14 protein-coding genes and 1 riboswitch are annotated in these 14,660 nt (G+C 46.8%); of the genes, 6 read left to right on the top strand and 8 right to left on the bottom strand.

The features are described from left to right. Positions 1 to 78 precede the first annotated feature (78 nt). From AC4EHJ_RS16060 to AC4EHJ_RS16050, 3 genes are all read left to right on the top strand, one after another. The gene (locus tag AC4EHJ_RS16060) at positions 79 to 1,311 is read left to right on the top strand and encodes an aminopeptidase (RefSeq protein ID WP_490976615.1); all 1,233 of its coding nucleotides are present in this window, start codon (positions 79 to 81) and stop codon (positions 1,309 to 1,311) included. A gap of 799 nt (positions 1,312 to 2,110) precedes the next feature. Then, complete coding sequence (mreBH, locus tag AC4EHJ_RS16055) at positions 2,111 to 3,118, top strand: rod-share determining protein MreBH (RefSeq protein ID WP_490976614.1); 1,008 nt, start codon at positions 2,111 to 2,113, stop codon at positions 3,116 to 3,118. A gap of 198 nt (positions 3,119 to 3,316) precedes the next feature. Next, complete coding sequence (locus tag AC4EHJ_RS16050; protein WP_490976613.1) at positions 3,317 to 3,880, top strand: beta-class carbonic anhydrase; 564 nt, start codon at positions 3,317 to 3,319, stop codon at positions 3,878 to 3,880. A gap of 67 nt (positions 3,881 to 3,947) precedes the next feature. On the opposite strand, the gene AC4EHJ_RS16045 is transcribed toward AC4EHJ_RS16050, so the two are convergent. The 3 genes from AC4EHJ_RS16045 to AC4EHJ_RS16035 all read right to left on the bottom strand — a co-directional run bounded on the left by AC4EHJ_RS16045 (position 3,948) and on the right by AC4EHJ_RS16035 (position 6,858). Then, positions 3,948 to 4,421, bottom strand: coding sequence for a DinB family protein (locus AC4EHJ_RS16045; RefSeq protein WP_490976612.1), 474 nt, complete (start codon positions 4,419 to 4,421; stop codon positions 3,948 to 3,950). An 84-nt stretch (positions 4,422 to 4,505) separates the two neighbouring features. Further along, the gene (locus AC4EHJ_RS16040; protein WP_490976611.1) at positions 4,506 to 5,054 is read right to left on the bottom strand and encodes a GNAT family N-acetyltransferase; all 549 of its coding nucleotides are present in this window, start codon (positions 5,052 to 5,054) and stop codon (positions 4,506 to 4,508) included. A 1-nt stretch (position 5,055) separates the two neighbouring features. Then, complete coding sequence (locus tag AC4EHJ_RS16035) at positions 5,056 to 6,858, bottom strand: M3 family oligoendopeptidase (RefSeq protein WP_490976610.1); 1,803 nt, start codon at positions 6,856 to 6,858, stop codon at positions 5,056 to 5,058. Between the two features lie 215 nt (positions 6,859 to 7,073). On the opposite strand from AC4EHJ_RS16035, the gene AC4EHJ_RS16030 reads away from it, so the two are divergent. Beyond that, positions 7,074 to 7,805 carry a TspO/MBR family protein gene (locus tag AC4EHJ_RS16030; protein ID WP_490976609.1) on the top strand — a complete coding sequence of 244 codons (732 nt, stop codon included), beginning with the start codon at positions 7,074 to 7,076 and terminating at the stop codon, positions 7,803 to 7,805. A gap of 411 nt (positions 7,806 to 8,216) precedes the next feature. Here AC4EHJ_RS16030 and map read toward each other — a convergent pair whose 3' ends face one another. Beyond that, complete coding sequence (map, locus tag AC4EHJ_RS16025) at positions 8,217 to 8,966, bottom strand: type I methionyl aminopeptidase (protein ID WP_490976608.1); 750 nt, start codon at positions 8,964 to 8,966, stop codon at positions 8,217 to 8,219. Positions 8,967 to 9,048: 82 nt separating this feature from the next. After that, positions 9,049 to 9,624: an energy-coupled thiamine transporter ThiT gene (gene thiT / locus AC4EHJ_RS16020; protein WP_490976607.1), complete on the bottom strand. Its 576-nt coding sequence runs from the start codon at positions 9,622 to 9,624 to the stop codon at positions 9,049 to 9,051. A gap of 95 nt (positions 9,625 to 9,719) precedes the next feature. Next, positions 9,720 to 9,819: riboswitch (TPP riboswitch) on the bottom strand. 147 nt (positions 9,820 to 9,966) lie between these two features. Between thiT and AC4EHJ_RS16015 the strand changes: the two genes are divergently transcribed. Together AC4EHJ_RS16015 and AC4EHJ_RS16010 are read left to right on the top strand one after the other, a co-directional pair. Then, positions 9,967 to 11,049 (top strand): M20 family metallopeptidase, encoded by a 1,083-nt coding sequence (locus AC4EHJ_RS16015; protein WP_490976648.1) that lies wholly within the window; start codon positions 9,967 to 9,969, stop codon positions 11,047 to 11,049. 55 nt (positions 11,050 to 11,104) lie between these two features. Further along, positions 11,105 to 11,236, top strand: coding sequence for a hypothetical protein (locus AC4EHJ_RS16010; RefSeq protein ID WP_490976606.1), 132 nt, complete (start codon positions 11,105 to 11,107; stop codon positions 11,234 to 11,236). A gap of 45 nt (positions 11,237 to 11,281) precedes the next feature. Here the strand turns inward: AC4EHJ_RS16010 and AC4EHJ_RS16005 are convergent, their stop codons facing one another. Genes AC4EHJ_RS16005 through AC4EHJ_RS15995 form a run of 3 tightly spaced genes read right to left on the bottom strand, consistent with a single transcriptional unit; the run spans position 11,282 to position 14,583 of the window. Continuing rightward, the gene (locus AC4EHJ_RS16005; protein ID WP_490976605.1) at positions 11,282 to 12,184 is read right to left on the bottom strand and encodes an SGNH/GDSL hydrolase family protein; all 903 of its coding nucleotides are present in this window, start codon (positions 12,182 to 12,184) and stop codon (positions 11,282 to 11,284) included. Positions 12,185 to 12,196: 12 nt separating this feature from the next. Next, entirely contained in the window at positions 12,197 to 13,426 is a 1,230-nt protein-coding gene (locus AC4EHJ_RS16000; RefSeq protein ID WP_490976604.1) for an aminopeptidase, read from the bottom strand. Beyond that, complete coding sequence (locus AC4EHJ_RS15995; protein ID WP_490976603.1) at positions 13,423 to 14,583, bottom strand: DEAD/DEAH box helicase; 1,161 nt, start codon at positions 14,581 to 14,583, stop codon at positions 13,423 to 13,425. The genes AC4EHJ_RS16000 and AC4EHJ_RS15995 overlap by 4 nt, the downstream gene beginning before the upstream one ends. Positions 14,584 to 14,660 lie beyond the last annotated feature (77 nt).

Here is a 14,660-nt window from a genome sequence, read left to right as displayed (position 1 = left end):
TTCGTCCTTTTATTGCCAAAACATTGCCAGGGCAATCTGAAAATTGCTAAAATGATAAGGATGAAGGGGGAGATCTAATTGACATCATTTGAACAGAAACTGACACGTTACGCAGAACTCGCAGTAAATGTAGGGGTTAACATCCAAAAAAATCAAGAATTATACATAGTTGCAGCATTGGACGCAGCTCCATTTGTCCGCGTAGTTACAAAAAAAGCATACGAAGCTGGTGCTAAACAAGTTTATGTCGACTGGCTTGACGATGAAATCACACGGGTACGCTTTGAATTGGCGCCGGAAGATTCATTTTCTGATTACCCTGCCTGGAAAGTGCAGGAGCGTGAAATTCTTGCGGAAAGAGGCGCTGCTTTCATGAGCATCGTTTCCCAAAGCCCGGACCTATTGAAAGGCATCGATTCAAAGCGCATCGCAGCTAACCAAAAAGCGACGGGTACGGCTTTGAACAAATACCGCCAATATGTACAATCAGATAAAATCAGCTGGACCGTTGTTGCCGCCCCTTCGAAAGCATGGGCTGCCAAGGTCTTTTCCGATTTGCCAGAAGAGCAGCAAGTCGATGCTTTATGGGATGCTATCTTTAAAGCAGTGCGAGCTGACCGCGACAATCCTGTGGAAGAATGGATCAAGCACGATGAATTGCTTCACACTAAAGTGGATTACTTGAACAGTAAAAAATACGCGAAATTGCATTATACTTCACCGAAAACCGACCTTGAAGTAGCACTTCCAAAAGGCCATCTATGGTGTGGGGCCGGCTCGATCAATGAAAAAGGCGATAAGTTCATGGCTAACATGCCGACCGAAGAAGTCTTTTCCGTTCCTGAAAAAACAGGCGTCAACGGCTTTGTGTCCAGCACAAAACCATTGAGCTATGGCGGCAATATCATCGACGATTTCAAAATCACATTTAAAGACGGCCGCATCGTTGAAGTCACAGCTGCCGAAGGCGAAGAAGTTTTGAAGGAATTAGTAGCAACCGATGAAGGTTCGCATCATTTAGGCGAAGTGGCACTTGTGCCCCACCATTCACCGATTTCCGATTCGAACATTTTGTTCTATAACACATTATTCGATGAAAATGCCTCCAATCATTTTGCCATCGGCAGCGCCTACGCATTCTGCCTTGAAGGCGGCAAAACAATGTCACCGGATGAATTAACGGCGCACGGCTTGAACCAAAGCATCACGCACGTCGACTTTATGGTCGGTTCTGAGGAAATGGACATCGACGGCATTCTTGAAGACGGCACGCGCGAGCCTGTTTTCCGCGGCGGCAACTGGGCTTTTTAAGTATCGCTAATTCGACACTTAATTTTTCTTTGCTTATCATGTATACTAAATATTGATAATGACAGTTTAGAGAGGAGTTATCACTATGTTATATGGCGTTACAGTAACCCTCGGGTTTATGGTTGTAATCTTCTTGTTCTTTTTCACTTTGATGTACTTTTTGCGCAAAGAGCTTCATACTCATGATGCAGAGCACGTTGATCCACTTCCAGAAAAAAAATATTAATAAAAAACACCGCTTTCTTACTTGGAAAGTGGTGTTTTTTATTTTAATGAAAACCCTTTTTATTGTGCAGTTCGCTTCAGGTGGACACTTTCCACGGGCCTAGCTTCAGTCTCCTCGTCGCTAGAAAAAGCGCTGCTCCTGTCCCTTGTCGCTGTCTCTGTCTCTGCATCGCTGCGCTAGCTTCGAGACATGAAAAACCGTTGCATCGCTGCGCTAGCTTCGAGACAAAACTCCATTACGATGCTCCACACTTTGTTGCAAAGGCATTTCCCCCAACGCTTGGGTCAATACCCACATAGCTGTTTTGTGGAATATCAGTTTAAATAGTTAATTTTTTAAGCTTTCATATTAAACAAGCATTTTTTTATTGTTTTGATATAATTTATTTATTACATTTCGACATCAATTACTTTACATAAGCATTACATTGCATGCCTTTATACCCTATAAAATGGCTTCTTTTCCAACATAAGACCTTTCTTATGTATCATTTTCTGTTTCGTTCTTTTTACTGGATTTTTTACATGGTAAAATGCAAAATAGTACTTGTTTATTATTAGGAGGAGTTTAGGTATGTTTTCTTCAACAGATATTGGAATTGACTTAGGAACAGCGAATATTTTAGTATACACAAAATCAAAAGGTATAATTTTAAATGAACCTTCAGTGGTTGCTTTAGATACAAAGACTGGCCGCGTTATCGCAATTGGCGAAGATGCAAAAGCCATGATTGGTAAAACACCAGGTTCGATTCGTGTAGTACGCCCGTTGAAAGATGGCGTTATTGCAGATTTCGATGTCACTACTGAATTATTGAAAATGGTTATGCAAAAAGCGGCTAAACAAATGGGCACTTCTTTCCGCAAACCGAATGTAATGGTTTGTACGCCATGCGGCGCTACTTCGGTAGAACGCCGAGCTATACATGATGCAGTTAAACAAAGCGGCGCGAAAACCGTTCACTTGATTGAAGAACCGGTAGCAGCAGCAATCGGCGCTGACCTTCCAGTCAGCGAGCCAATTGCCAGCGTCATCGTCGATATCGGCGGCGGCACAACAGAAGTCGGCATCATTTCTTTCGGTGGTGTCGTATCTGCTAATACAGTAAAAGTTGCCGGCGATCGCATGGACGAAGACATTATCCAGTATGTCCGCAAGCATTATAACGTGTTGATCGGCGAACGCACTGCTGAGAATGTCAAAAAAGAAATCGGCTATGCCCTCGTTCCCCATAAATCAGAAACCATGGAAATCCGTGGACGTGATATTATGACTGGCCTTCCGAAAGTGGTTACGCTGACTTCAACTGAAATTCAGGAAACATTGAAAGAATCGCTTCTATCAATTCTTGAATGCATCCGTGCCACCCTTGAAAACTGCCCGGCTGAATTATCCGGCGATATCGTCGACCAAGGCGTCGTTATTTCAGGCGGCGGTGCATTGCTGAAAGGCATGCAGCAATGGCTGTCACAAGAAATTTCTGTTCCTGTCCACATTGCACCACAACCGCTTGAGTCTGTTGCAATCGGCACTGGCCGTTCGCTTGTTATGCTCAGCAAACTCGAAAAAATTTCACGTTAATCTAAACGCTGCCCGGAGGCTTTCAGCTTCCGGGTTTTTTATCTATTTCGATAATTTGAAAGTTCAGCATAACTTACTGTTTCAATTGGTATATTAAATTTTTAGCCTAATTTTTTTTACTTTTCCAGCATAGTTTCAGTCGTTTTTTATTGCCGTTTGTTCTAAACTAGAGAAAAGAGCTTTAAGGAGGAATATACCATGTCGATGCTTGAAAAGATTTTGGAATACAATCAGGAGTTCGTAGAGAAGAAAGAATATGAACAATACATCACCACAAAATTTCCTGATAAGAAAATCGTCATTTTGACTTGCATGGATACCCGGCTATTTGAAATGCTGCCGAAAGCCATGAACTTAAAAAATGGCGATGTGAAAATCGTAAAAAGTGCTGGAGCTGTTATCAACCACCCTTTCGGCGGAATCATGCGCAGCCTGTTTGTAGCAGTTTATGAATTGAATGCAGACGAAATCTATATTATCGGACATTACGATTGCGGTATGTCCGCAATCGATCCACAGTCGATTTTAAGCAAGATGAAAGCGCGGGGCATTGATGAAAAGACCATTGAAATGATGAAGTATTCCGGAGTGGACCTTGAAGAATGGTTCCAGGGCTTTGACGATGTGACAGAAAGCGTTCGCCACAGTGTCCAGATGGTTACGAACCATCCGTTAATGGATAGCGCTGTCCCGGTCCACGGTCTGGTGATCGACCCAACCACCGGCAAATTGGACTTGATTGTAGACGGCAATAAAAAATAAACTGCATTAGTTTTTCAAATCAAAAAACCGCTAAGGGAAGTTCCCTTAGCGGTTTTTTGCAGCCAGTTTATTTTTTAAAATAAATATAATCAAGTGGGATCCCACTGTGGCCGAACTGGCGCAGAAAGGAAGTCACTTGCCCGCGATGGTATGAAGCGTGATTAATGACCGTGAACAGCATCTCTTCCCGGGTATTGCTGAAATCCATACCGCGCATGTTCCGGAAGTCGAGCGTCTCTTGCCATTGTTCTTCATTGAGAGATGCAAAATACAAATCCATTTCAGCGTGCAGCAGGCTGAAAGCCTCAATGGCTTTTTCCACAGTTGAGACATCAAAATTCTCGAAAGCCGGCTTCGGAATCCCCATCATTCGCTGCAGCCAAAGTTTTTCGACGCCGATGACATGCTTTGTCGTCTCTTCTATCGAAGCGAATGAATTCGCCCCTGGCCGTGCATAAAGATCTTCCTCGAATGAATGAACATGCTTCAGGCATTCGGCGGTCGCCCATTGGTGATAGGCAAAAAGTTTGTTTCGATCCATGTCGAACCCTCCCTTTCGTATTGTCTATGGCCAGAACCAGCGGGCAAGTGCATTCCGCCACTTTTTATAGGCGGCCTTGCCCTTTCAAAACTCCCTTTCGAGCAAAGCATATTGGTAATGGTCTTCCCATTCGCCATTGATATACAAAAATTCTTTAAGCAGGCCTTCGCGCTGAAAACGTGATTTTTCAAGTACTCGCACCGATCCAGCATTCCGCGGCGAGACGTACGCCTCAATACGATGAAGCCGCAACTCTTCAAAGCCGAATGTCAGCACAAGCCCGACCGCTTCAGTAGCGATGCCTTTGCCCGTTGTGGCCTCGTCAATCGAGTATCCGACGAGGGCACTCAGGAACGGCAACCGCTTAATGCCGTAGATGGAAATGTGGCCAACCATTTTATTGGTCGACAATTCAAAAATACCAAAACTGTACTCCCGGTTTTCCCGTGACTGGTAAATGGATTCCCGGATTTTCTCACGCTGCGCCATGGCTGTGAAATAGCTGTCCGGATGGCGCGGTTCGTAAATTGCCCAGTATTCACGGTTGCGCAACAGCAACTGAACAATTTCATCCGCGTCTTCTACTGCCAAGGTCCGGATATAACAAGTGCGTCCCTCGAATGTCAGCTTCATATCAATCCACAGATGAAGTCAGAGCGTTGAAATCCTCAGCGTCCTTCACGCACAGGGCAATCCCTTTTTCCCAGAATGCCGGCTGCGTAATATCCTCGCCAAGGTGTTTCAACGCCAGGTCTTCAGCGGTCATAATTGCCGTATCCCGGAGCAATGCCATATATTTCTCTTCGAAATCCGCTCCTTCATCCAGCGCTTTTGCATAAATGCTCAACGAGAACAAATAGCCGAACGTGTACGGAAAGTTATAGAACGGCACATACGTAATATAGAAATGCAGCTTCGATGCCCAGAAATGCGGATGGGTCGATTTTAATCCGCCGGCAAACCCTTCTTTTTGCGCTTCTTCCATCAAGCTATTCAATCGGCTCGCTGGAACAACGCCTTTTTTGCGTTCTTCATAAAAGCGCGTTTCAAACAAGAATCTGGAATGGATGTTCATGAAAAACGCGACACTGCGCTGGACTTTATCTTCCAGCAAAGCGATTTTTTCTTCTTTTGACTGTGCATTTTTAACAGCCGCGTCCGCGACAATCATCTCAGCAAACGTTGAAGCCGTCTCAGCGACGTTCATTGCGTAAGAACGGTTTAACGGGTGCACTGGCCGGAGCGCGTGTGTATGGAAAGCGTGTCCCAGTTCATGGGCAAGCGTAGCCACGTTTGACATCGAACCGCTGTAGGTCATGAAGATTCGAGACTCTTCAGTCATTGGCAGTCCGGTACAAAATCCGCCTGGCCGTTTGTTCGGGCGGTCTTCCGCTTCGATCCACCCCTGTTCAAACGCTTTTAAAGCGAACTTTTGCAGTTCAGGACCGAAATTTCCAAAATGCTCTAGAATGAAATCTGCGCCTTCCTGATATGTGAATTGGTGCGTACTGGCCGTTACCGGCGCATCAACGTCGTACCAGTCAAGCCCATCTTTGCCGAGCAGTTCGGCTTTTCGGTCTAAGTATTCGACGAATGGCTGCTTGTGATCTGCAATCGCTCCCCACATCGCATCCAGCGTCTCTTGCTTCATGCGGTTCATATGAAGCGGCTCTTGAAGGACATTGTCCCAGCCTCTCTTTTTATAAACTTCCAGACGGAAACCGGCAATTGAATTCAATGCTTTCGCAAAAAAGTCTTCTTTTTCCGTCCATGCCTGTTCGAGTTTGTCATACGATTCTTGGCGCACAGCCGGATTTTGGTGGGAACTCAGATTATTGGCTTGGCCAACCGACAAGATTTTCTCTTGTCCATCGACTGTCATCGTAATTTTGATGTCACCCACGAGCATGTCGTATAATTGGCTCCAGCCGTGGTAGCCGTCTATGCTCAGCGCCGTGATGAGGTTCTCCTCTTTTTCGGAAAGCAGCATATTCGCTTCTTCCAGCCACTCGTTCAAGACGAAGCTGAATTCATGAAGCTCTTCTGTTTCCAGCAGCTGCGTCCAGACGCTTGCTTCTGTTTTCGTCAATTCTTTTTGAATTTTCTGCAACGCGGATTGGAACTGCGCCGACAATGCCGCAGACTCACTCTGCAGGATGGCCGCTTTTTTATCTTCAGTATTCTGTGCCATCAGACAGCCGATAAAAGCGCCCGATTGGCGGAGCTGCTGCATGAGTGATTTCACATCATCTAATAATGCAGCAATCCGCCCTGCCTCTGCTGCTGAAGAAGGCACTTCGAATTGCTTTGCCGTAGTTTCAAATCGCTTTAATTCCGCTTCTGCTTCGTTGATATGTGATCGCAATTCCGCTGAATCGCTGCCGTCCGGAAAAAGCACATCCAAATCCCAGACTTCTGGAAATTTCACCGTCATCATTTTTCCCCCTGGTAAACTAAATTTTCTAAAAACACTTATTAGTATACCATTATTATTCAGTTGGCAAAGGATCTGTTCAAGTAGAACCCACTGGAAATTTGTGCGAAAAAGTGTCCGAAGATTTCACAAAGCACTTGTTTTATTGATTTTTTTGGAAATTCCGTTTGTTGTACGAAACGCAGGCAGTTATACTTATGTGAGAGGAGGGATCTCTTATGGTTCGAATATTGCTGATGACACTGGCATTCTTAGCTGTCGTCATACTTAATGCCTTGGCGAATATTCTGCCGCTGAATGGACAGAACACCGGAGATATTTCCAATCGGCTGCCCGTCCTGTTTACGCCTGCCGGCTATGTATTTTCCATTTGGTCCGTTATTTACATCTTGCTGGCTGCCTGGATCATCGGTTTTTGGGTGCGCTGGAAAAAGGGCGAGCTGCCTTCATATAAAGTCACATTATTTTTCACATTAAGCGCCGCCTTTAACATCATTTGGCTGCTGCTCTGGCATTATGAGTTTTTCGCGTGGACGATTGTTGTAATGATCGGCTACCTGATTTCACTCATTGCGCTGTATCTGCAGTACAGCAACGAGGACCGGTCATGGACCGGGCGCCTGCCGATATCCATCAATTTGGGCTGGATCAGCGTCGCCACCATCGCCAACGTCAGCTACGTGCTCACTTACTATAATTGGGGCGGCTGGGGCCTCAGCGACCAGCTATGGGTTGTCATCATGCTGACAGTCGGAACCGCTCTCGCGCTCCATATACGCTTCCACCATTACGACATTCCTTATGCTTCGGTTTTCATCTGGGCATTCATCGGCATCGCTGTAAAACATGGCACCGATGAACTCCTAGTGACGACGGCTTCGCTGTTTCTGAGCGGCGTCATTTTCACAGGTATCTTATTGATCAAAAAACGGCCATTAACAAGGGCTTGATAAGAACAAGCATCACAAACCCGTATGGAATTTATTCCGTGCGGGTTTTGTTTTTGTGGATTCGATTCATTTAGAAGTTATTAAAAATTCTCTGACGCCTTTTCATTTCGCTTCAGCGCACTTTCATGTCTCGAAGCTAGCGAAGCGATGCAGGAGCAGTATGTTTACCCTCGCCGCCTTCCGCTTCATTCAAAGGTATTTCTTAATAGAGAATCATTTCTTTTATCAAAAAACATGAAAGATATGCTCGCTGAAGTTTCCAGCAAATCTCAAGATATGGAGCAAAACACCTCCGACTCCCGCGGGGCTGTATTGCGGAATATCTTTCTTAGATTTATTTGAAACCCAGGATTTTTTACTTTTTAATCATAGAAAAACGCACCGGGATAAAATCCGGTGCGTTTTTGGCATTCAGTCTAATTTAGTGAGCAAAATCGGCTCGCCTTTTGTCACCAGTACAGTGTGTTCAATCTGCGCCACCAACGACTGGTCAGGCGTGATGAAAGTCCAGCCATCCCCTGATTCGATAATGTGTTCGGCTTTCTGTGAAATGAACGGCTCCACTGCCAGGACCATACCTTCTTTCAGGATGGTTTTTTCCCACGCGTCGTAATAATTCAAGATATGCTGAGGAGCTTCATGAAGCGATTTTCCTATGCCGTGCCCTGTCAGGTTCTTGATGACGAATAGGCCCTGCTGCTTCGCTTCGCGCTCGACCGCTTTGCCGATCTGGTTCAGCTTCGCGCCGGCCTTGACTTTCGTCATCGCAAAATCAAATGCGGACGCAGCCACTTCGCACAGTTTCTCTTTTTCAGCGTGGCCTTCGCCCACCACAAAAGAGATGCCTGTGTCGGAAAAATAACCTTCCAAAGAACCCGATACGTCGATGTTGACCATATCGCCTTCTTTGATGACGCGGCTGCCAGGAATGCCGTGGGCAACTTCCTCGTTGACGCTGATGCACGTGAATCCCGGGAAATCATATTCCGATTTCGGGCCGGACACGCCGCCTAGTTCGTCGAACAGGCGGCCGCCCAGTTCGTCGATTTCTTTCGTCGTCACTCCTGGTTTTGTCGCCGCCTTCATCGCCTCGCGTATTTCGGCTACCATACGGCCGGCTTTTTTCAGCATTTCTATATCTTGTTCAGTAGTAGCAATCATTGAATAACCCTTCTTTCAAATTGTCTATGAAAAATTATACCATAAGAAAAGAGGACTATCACAACAATAGTCCCCCCTTTTATTATTGATTTGCGTGTACCAGTTTCGGAGCGGCAGCGAACAGCGCCGAACAGACAAATGCTGCCAACAGGAATACTGGAATCATATAAGTCGCGTTATAGACTGCTGAATAGACAAGCACATTGCCTTCCGCAAACATGCCGAAGAACAAGATGCCTGTCACCACATGCATGGCATATCGCAATAACGAGCCGAGCAGCACTCCGGCTATGATAGCTGACACCATCTGTCCAGTGCGTTTTTTTTCAGCCGCTCTCAAATATCTTCCGCGCATAATTCCTGCCAAGCCAACGACGCCATAAGCCGCCAGGTAATCCAGGATGACCTGCAGCACGACATAGCCGAAAGACAGCGGCGTCACGGAGACCGTACCCGTCACTATTTGCAGCAGCCCGACCAGCACGCCCGTCAATACACCAGCAAGGACGCCTCTGCGGAAAGCCATCAGGACGATTGGAATCATCACCAGGCTGACAGAGCCCCCTTGCGGCATTTTGAACGCGATAAAGTCGAGCACAAAGCCCAACGCACCGAAAATCGCGATTTCCATCATTAAAATCACTCGTAAATTTCTCATAGCTTCCTCCTTATGTGTTGTGCACATCACCAGAAGGGCCGCGAATCAAAACCATATAAAAGCGGCGCCAGGATAGATCCTGGCGCCGCGTAAGGGCAGGTTTCCATCCACATCCCTGCGCAAGTGTTAACTTACAGGTTCAAAGGGTAAGAACAGAACGTTCACTCTCAGCAAATAGCTCCCCTTGTGGTGTATACAATTATTATCTTACACTTGTATTGTACACAAGCGCATTCTTGAATGCAAACCTGTTTCAAGCAGCGTCAGCAGGGTAACAGGTATATAGCGAGAAATTCAAGAAAGGTGGTGGAGGCAGCAGGAACAACTGCTGCTGAAAATATTATGATCGAGCTTTTGAAAGAACTGATTAAGATCCAAAGCGATACGAAAGAAGGGGCAAATGAAGCGCTCGAATATTGTGCGGGATGGCTCGAGAAGAATGGCCAGGACGTAAAGGTCCACGATAACAACGGCTATAAGATGTTGACAGCCATCAAAGGCCAAGGCACGGAAACCCTCATCTGGAATGGCCACGTCGATGTTGTGCCGGGGCATCCGGAACAATATGTGCCTATTGAAAAAGCCGGACGCATTTACGGACGTGGGTCTGCGGACATGAAAGCGGGAGTCGCCGCCATGATGCAGGCATTCGTCGAATTGGACGCCTCTAAATTGAACCGGATCGTGCAGCTTCATATTGTTACAGATGAAGAAATCGGTGGGCGCAACACGTCGAAATGGCTCGTTGAACAAGGCTATACCGGAGACTTTGTCATTTGCGGCGAACCTACTGGATTGAAAATCGGGCTGCAGTCAAAAGGGATTCTGCGCATGGATCTGACGTTCAAAGGCAAACCAGCGCATGGCAGCCGTCCTTGGGAAGGAATCAATGCCATTGAATCCGCGATGAAATTCCATGCAGGAATGTCCGACCTGCCGTTCCGCAAAGAGTCGACGGAATATTACGAGCAGCCGTCAGTAAATCTCCCGATTATCAAAGCCGGCGACCGTTATAACGTTGTGCCGGAAATCTGTGAAATGTCCTACGATATCCGTTTCATGCCGGGCCAGGACAAAGAGGAAATCGTCCGCCAAATGAAAGAATTGGCAGAGCGGCTCAATCTAGACATGGAATATAAAGCTAGTGGCTCGACGCCGGCATTGACGACCACAAAAGAAAACCGCTCCATCCAGTCCCTGGAAAAAGCGATTTCAGATACAACAGGCGAGACCCCTGTGTTGTTTGGGCAGCACGGCGCAGCTGACACCCGCTATTATGCGGAGGTCAATGGCGGCGAAGGGGCAATCGAGTTCGGTCCGACCGGAGATGACTGGCATGGCAACGCGGAATATGTAGAAGTCCAAAGCGTCCATCAGTACAAAGACATCTTGTTGGCCCTCGCCCTATCACCTGTATATGTTTAAAGCAGACACCTTTTGGGAATACTATACTAACTTACTCATGACAGGAGAGATTTAAATGGCATTAGGACGTTTATTGAAAACTGCGATAAAATTTGCACCCATCGCTTACCCGATTATCCGCAAAGCTATGAACAAAAAAAAAGCCAGCAACGCGGGCCAATATAAAACACCACAATCAAAACGATAAGATAAAAAGAGCTGCAGCGATTCTCGCTGCAGCTCTTTTTCCTCTTTAACTATAAGGGATGGCTTCTTTTAGCGCCAATAGTCCGGCGGCATTGTGCCGGGACGGATTCACGGCCGCTGAGCTTCCTTCCAATTCACCAGAAGACTCTTCATCTTGCTGAGCCTGGATTTCTTCAAAAGAAACCGGAGCCGCGGCAGGCACTTCCCAGTCTTCCACTGTCCACCCTTTTTGGTAGACATCGAAAAAGGCGTTTGCCATTGTCTGGTAGCCGCTTAAATTCGGGTGTACATCCGCTGCGTTTGGAACTTGGTCGACTCCATCTTTGCCGAATCCATCAGCCACAGGGACAAACAGCGCTCCATTTTTTTGCGCGGTTGTTTCCAGGATTTCATTAAGCCGGTCGAGCTGCAAAGCAGTCCCCGCCTTCTGGGAGTCCCGGGCATGCGGATAGGCAAAATAATAGCCCATTACATAGACGTCCGCATCCGGAGCGCGCTGTTCGAGCTCTGCAAGAATTTTTTCCAAATTCGCTCGTGCGCCATTCAACGCAAAGTCCACTTGGATCTGCCCGAACGATAATGACCCTTCCGCAGGGTCAGCCGACACCAGCCTGAGCAGGTCATTTGCGCCTGCTGATACCGTAATGATGTTAGCATTCTTCAATACATCTTGGGCTTCTTCGGAAGTTACCCGGTCAAGAACATCATGAGTCGTAAAACCCGGAAAAGCTAATTCTTTCGTATAAAAAGCGACGGGTTGCTGCCGCGCCAATTCTTTTGCAATCATGTCTGAATAGCCTGCATCAATTGCAGAATTCGGAGTTTGGCCTGCTGCTAAGGAGTCGCCAATTGCTACATATTTTGCAGGGGTACGGACTGCCGCGTGTGAAGTTGCGGCGCCGCTCACCCATAACATAAATACCAGCATTATCATCAAGCTCTTCTTCACATTATCCACCTCTTAAAATGCCCAGTTTCCATTACGGAAAACCGGTTCGCTCGTACCATCTTCATAGAGTCCGTCAATATCCATCTCAGCGCTGCCGATCATAAAGTCCTCATGGACGATTGACGTGTTCAACCCGATCGATTGGAGTTGGGTCCGTTCTAAGTCACGCGCCCCTTCGAAACATGTCGGGTAGGAATCGCCGATCGCCAAATGGTTCGAAGCATTTTCATCAAACAATGTATTAAAAAACAAGATGCCTGAATCAGAAATCGGTGAATGATGCGGCACCAAAGCCACTTCGCCAAGATATGCCGATCCCTCGTCCGAACAGATCATTTCGTCCAATAATTCCTGTCCTTGCTCCGCTGTCGCTTTGACAATTTTCCCTTTGGCGAATTCAAGCGTGAAACCGTCGATGATATTGCCTTGGTAAACCAGGGGTTTTGTATTCGTAACCACACCTTCGACTCCGTATTTCAACGGCACAGTATAAACTTCCTCCGTCGGCATATTGGCAATGAACGGATTGCCCTGCGGTGTTTTTGCAGCGCCCGTCATCCATATATGTTTGTCCGGCAACGCAATCGTCAAATCTGTGCCAGGTGCCCGGTAATGCAGCTTGCTGAACTTTTTGCTATTTAATTGCGAAGCACGCTCTTCAAGCAAACCGATATGCTGTTTCCATTGGTCCACAGCATCGCTTTCGCCAATCCGCACTGTTTTGAAAATCGCTTCCCATAAAGCCTCTTGTTGTCTTTCCTCATCAAGTTCCGGAAAAACTTTCTTCGCCCAACCTTTGGACGGGATGGCAACGATCGACCAGGCAATCTTATCCGTCCCCACCGCTTGGCGGTAGCGCTCTAATGCTTTGCCTGCGGATTTCTGTGAATCGGATAGCCGCTTGGCCGGAATGCCTGTCAGCAAATCCGGGTCTTCAGCATCTATCCACAAGAACGATCCCCCAGTATCGATAATTTCATCGCGCTGCATGACGGACCAGTGCGGATATTCATTGAACGCTTCGTCTGGAGCCATTTCGAAATGGATTCTTGTCTGAAGCGGATCTGTGTAATTAACATGGACGCGCTTCGCACCCGCTTCATATGCTTTCGCCACTACTAGCCGCGTGAATTCGACCGTATCAATCGTCGTATTGATCATGACGAGCTGGCCTTTTTGAACATTCAAGCCGACTTGGACAGTCAGTTCAGCATACTGCTCCAGATTTTGTTGGAAAGTCATCTTTTACTCCCCTTTTCAGAAATTGTTTTGCTGCTTCCTTCTATCAGACGGCCTCCGTGAAGGATCTTCTGGACCGGTTTTGACGGTAGCTCTTTGGTAAATTTTTTATAATGGCGTTCATCTGCATAAGCAAGCAGCGTGAGGACTTCCCCATCTGCTCCGGCGCGGCCGGTTCTGCCGGAACGGTGTTGGTATTGCTGGATCGTCTGCGGTACGTCAACGTGAATGACATGTGTCACTTGATCGATATCAAGGCCGCGTGCAGCCACCTCTGTTGCAATCAACACAGATACTTCACCCTTGCGGAATTGGTCAAGCGCATTTTTACGCTCATCTTTTTTCATTTCCGAATGCAGCGCCACGATTTTCGCATCGCGGTATTTCAATTTGTTTTCTTTCATAAGCAATTGGTCCAAGTTATTGACGAACGCCAACGCTTTGACGTTTTCAAGATTGGAAATCTTGCGCAGCATTTCGGTTTTTTCCCGTTCGTCCACTTTGATGAACGAATGCGTCACTTTGCCTTGCATCGGCATATCTTCGGCTTTCACCTTGAGGCGTGTCGGATGCTGCATCATACGGTCAGCTACGAGCTCCACTTCTTCAGTGATCGTTGCTGATACCAACACGAGCTGGCGGCCATGCTGTGTTTTTTCAATCAAGTCTTTCATGATATTGCGGTGTTCACGCGCCATCAGCTGATCGCCTTCATCAAGCACGAGCATGCGGATTTCATGCATTTTCAATTTCTTGTTTTTGACCAATTCGTTCAAACGCCCTGGCGTACCGACAACTATCGATGGCTTTTTCTTCAGTTTTTCCAGCTGGCGCTGCATATTTGCTCCGCCAATCAATTGAGTAACTGTAATATCCGTGCCTTCAGTCCATTCGCGCACCACATTGACGATTTGCATCGACAACTCCTGTGACGGGGCGATAATCATGGCTTGGATTGAGGGCTTTTCAGGGTTAATGCGTTGCAGGATCGGCAATAAATAAGCCAATGTTTTTCCTGTGCCTGTTGGAGATTCCGCGACGATGTCATTTCCTGCGAGCATTTCCGGAATCATCTGTTCCTGGATCGGCATCGCCGTTTCATATCCTGCTTTTTTCCATTTTTCTTGCCAAATCGGGCTTAACTGTTCTATAAAATTCATGTCCTATTCCACCTTCTCTTCGATGCCTCTAGTGTAACATATCCGGCGCCGCTACGCCTTTTTCAAACGAAAAAGCT

It is taken from the genome of Planococcus sp. TJ-301 (assembly GCF_058268475.1).
This window is presented reverse-complemented; position numbering and strand designations above follow the sequence as displayed.